Origin of the sequence: Escherichia sp. 93.1518 (genome assembly GCF_013368915.2) — a bacterium.
In the GTDB taxonomy this organism is placed as follows: Bacteria; Pseudomonadota; Gammaproteobacteria; order Enterobacterales; family Enterobacteriaceae; genus Escherichia; species Escherichia ruysiae.
Genome location: NZ_JABWMT020000066.1, coordinates 1 through 3,359, shown reverse-complemented (window position 1 = coordinate 3,359; position 3,359 = coordinate 1). Strand labels below are relative to the sequence as shown.

4 protein-coding genes are annotated in these 3,359 nt (G+C 58.9%); all 4 read left to right on the top strand.

All coding sequences use genetic code 11. The features are described 5' to 3' along the window. Positions 1-331 (top strand): terminase gpA endonuclease subunit (locus HEN21_RS22275; protein WP_077874177.1); only part of this gene is annotated, 331 nt, incomplete at its 5' end. Then, positions 328-534, top strand: coding sequence for a phage head-tail joining protein (locus HEN21_RS22270; protein WP_000198149.1), 207 nt, complete (start codon positions 328-330; stop codon positions 532-534). The genes HEN21_RS22275 and HEN21_RS22270, both read left to right, overlap by 4 nt. Continuing rightward, complete coding sequence (locus HEN21_RS22265) at positions 531-2,132, top strand: phage portal protein (RefSeq protein WP_010354585.1); 1,602 nt, start codon at positions 531-533, stop codon at positions 2,130-2,132. The genes HEN21_RS22270 and HEN21_RS22265 overlap by 4 nt, the downstream gene beginning before the upstream one ends. Then, positions 2,113-3,359, top strand: a 1,247-nt coding sequence (locus HEN21_RS22260; protein ID WP_183082945.1) for a S49 family peptidase, incomplete at its 3' end; no start/stop codon positions are given. The genes HEN21_RS22265 and HEN21_RS22260, both read left to right, overlap by 20 nt.

Genomic DNA, 3,359 nt, shown 5'->3' with positions numbered 1-3,359 from the left:
GCCGGAAGGGGATGAACCGCTTCCCGGTGCCGTTCACTTCCCGAATAACCCGGATATTTTTGATCTGACCGAAGCGCAGCAGCTGACTGCTGAAGAGCAGGTCGAAAAATGGGTGGATGGCAGGAAAAAAATACTGTGGGACAGCAAAAAGCGACGCAATGAGGCGCTCGACTGCTTCGTTTATGCGCTGGCGGCGCTGCGCATCAGTATTTCCCGCTGGCAGCTGGATCTCAGTGCACTGCTGGCGAGCCTGCAGGAAGAGGATGGTGCAGCAACCAACAAGAAAACACTGGCAGATTACGCCCGTGCCTTATCCGGAGAGGATGAATGACGCGACAGGAAGAACTTGCCGCTGCCCGTGCGGCACTGCATGACCTGATGACAGGAAAACGGGTGGCAACGGTACAGAAAGACGGACGGCGAGTGGAGTTTACGGCCACTTCCGTGTCTGACCTGAAAAAATACATTGCGGAGCTGGAAGTGCAGACCGGCATGACACAGCGACGCAGGGGACCTGCAGGATTTTATGTATGAAAACGTCCACCATTCCCACCCTTCTGGGGCCGGACGGCATGACATCGCTGCGTGAATATGCCGGTTATCACGGCGGTGGCAGCGGATTTGGTGGGCAGTTGCGGGCGTGGAACCCACCGGGTGAAAGTGTGGATGCAGCCCTGCTGCCCAACTTTACCCGTGGCAATGCCCGCGCGGACGATCTGGTACGCAATAACGGCTATGCCGCCAACGCCATCCAGTTGCATCAGGATCATATCGTCGGGTCTTTTTTCCGGCTCAGTCATCGCCCAAGCTGGCGCTATCTGGGCATCGGGGAGGAAGAAGCCCGTGCCTTTTCCCGCGAGGTTGAAGCGGCATGGAAAGAGTTTGCCGAGGATGACTGCTGCTGCATTGACGTTGAGCGAAAACGCACGTTTACCATGATGATTCGGGAAGGTGTGGCCATGCACGCCTTTAACGGTGAACTGTTCGTTCAGGCCACCTGGGATACCAGTCCGTCGCGGCTTTTCCGGACACAGTTCCGGATGGTCAGCCCGAAGCGCATCAGCAACCCGAACAATACCGACGACAGCCGGAACTGCCGTGCCGGTGTGCAGATTAATGACAGCGGTGCGGCGCTGGGATATTACGTCAGCGAGGACGGGTATCCTGGCTGGATGCCGCAGAAATGGACATGGATACCCCGTGAATTACCCGGCGGGCGCGCCTCGTTCATTCACGTTTTTGAACCCGTGGAGGACGGGCAGACCCGCGGTGCAAATGTGTTTTACAGCGTAATGGAGCAGATGAAGATGCTCGACACGCTGCAGAACACGCAGCTGCAGAGCGCCATTGTGAAGGCGATGTATGCCGCCACCATTGAAAGTGAGCTGGATACGCAGTCAGCGATGGATTTTATTCTGGGCGCGAACAGTCAGGAGCAGCGGGAAAGGCTGACGGGCTGGATTGGTGAAATTGCCGCGTATTACGCCGCAGCACCGGTCCGTCTGGGAGGCGCAAAAGTGCCGCACCTGATGCCGGGGGACTCACTGAACCTGCAGACGGCTCAGGACACGGATAACGGCTACTCCGTGTTTGAGCAGTCACTGTTGCGGTATATCGCTGCCGGGCTGGGTGTCTCGTATGAGCAGCTTTCCCGGAATTACGCCCAGATGAGCTACTCCACGGCACGGGCCAGTGCGAACGAGTCGTGGGCGTACTTTATGGGGCGGCGAAAATTCGTCGCATCCCGTCAGGCGAGCCAGATGTTTCTGTGCTGGCTGGAAGAGGCCATCGTTCGCCGCGTGGTGACGTTACCTTCAAAAGCGCGCTTCAGCTTTCAGGAAGCCCGCAGTGCCTGGGGGAACTGCGACTGGATAGGCTCCGGTCGTATGGCCATCGATGGTCTGAAAGAAGTTCAGGAAGCGGTGATGCTGATAGAAGCCGGACTGAGCACCTACGAGAAAGAGTGCGCGAAACGCGGTGACGACTATCAGGAAATTTTTGCCCAGCAGGTCCGTGAAACGATGGAGCGCCGTGCAGCCGGTCTTAAACCGCCCGCCTGGGCGGCTGCGGCATTTGAATCCGGACTGCGACAATCAACAGAGGAGGAGAAGAGTGACAGCAGAGCTGCGTAATCTCCCGCATATTGCCAGCATGGCTTTTAATGAGCCGCTGATGCTTGAACCCGCCTATGCGCGGGTGTTCTTTTGTGCGCTTGCAGGCCAGCTTGGGATCAGCCGCCTGACGGATGCAGTATCCGGCGACAGCCTGACTGCCGGAGAGGCACCCGCGGCGCTGGCGTTATCCGGTGATGATGACGGACCACGACAGGCCCGCAGTTATCAGGTCATGAACGGCATCGCCGTGCTGCCGGTGTCCGGTACGCTGGTCAGCCGGACGCGGGCGCTGCAGCCGTATTCGGGAATGACCGGTTACAACGGCATTATCGCCCGTCTGCAACAGGCTGCCAGCGATCCGATGGTGGACGGCATTCTGCTGGATATGGACACACCGGGCGGGATGGTGGCGGGAGCATTTGACTGTGCTGACATCATCGCCCGTGTGCGAGACATAAAACCGGTATGGGCGCTGGCCAACGACATGAACTGCAGTGCAGGTCAGCTGCTTGCCAGCGCCGCCTCCCGGCGTCTGGTCACGCAGACCGCCCGGACAGGCTCCATCGGCGTCATGATGGCTCACAGTAATTACGGTGCTGCGCTGGAGAAACAGGGCGTGGAAATCACGCTGATTTACAGCGGCAGCCATAAGGTGGATGGCAACCCCTACAGCCATCTACCGGATGATGTCCGGGAAACACTGCAGTCCCGGATGGATGCAACCCGCCGGATGTTTGCACAGAAGGTGTCGGCATATACCGGCCTGTCCGTGCAGGCTGTGCTGGATACCGAGGCTGCAGTGTACAGCGGTCAGGAGGCCATTGATGCCGGACTGGCTGATGAACTTGTGAACAGTACCGATGCGATCACCGTCATGCGTGATGCACTGGATGCACGTAAATCCCGTCTCTCAGGAGGGCGAATGACCAAAGAGACTCAATCAACAACTGTTTCAGCCACTGCTTCGCAGGCTGACGTTACTGGCGTGGTGCAAGCGACGGAGGGCGAGAACGCCAGCGCTGCGCAGCCGGACGTGAACGCGCAGATCACCGCAGCGGTTGCGGCAGAAAACAGTCGCATTATGGGGATCCTCAACTGTGTGGAGGCTCACGGACGCGAAGAACAGGCACGCGTGCTGGCCGAAACCCCCGGTATGACCGTGGAAACGGCCCGCCGCATTCTGGCAGCTGCACCACAGAGTGCACAGGCGCGCAGTGACACTGCGCTGGATCGTCTGATGCAGGG

Bases quoted from the DNA above. Each gene is read 5' to 3' on its own strand.
- HEN21_RS22270 (WP_000198149.1), top strand. From the start codon at position 328: ATGACGCGACAGGAAGAACTTGCCGCTGCCCGTGCGGCACTGCATGAC.
- HEN21_RS22265 (WP_010354585.1), top strand. From the start codon at position 531: ATGAAAACGTCCACCATTCCCACCCTTCTGGGGCCGGACGGCATGACA.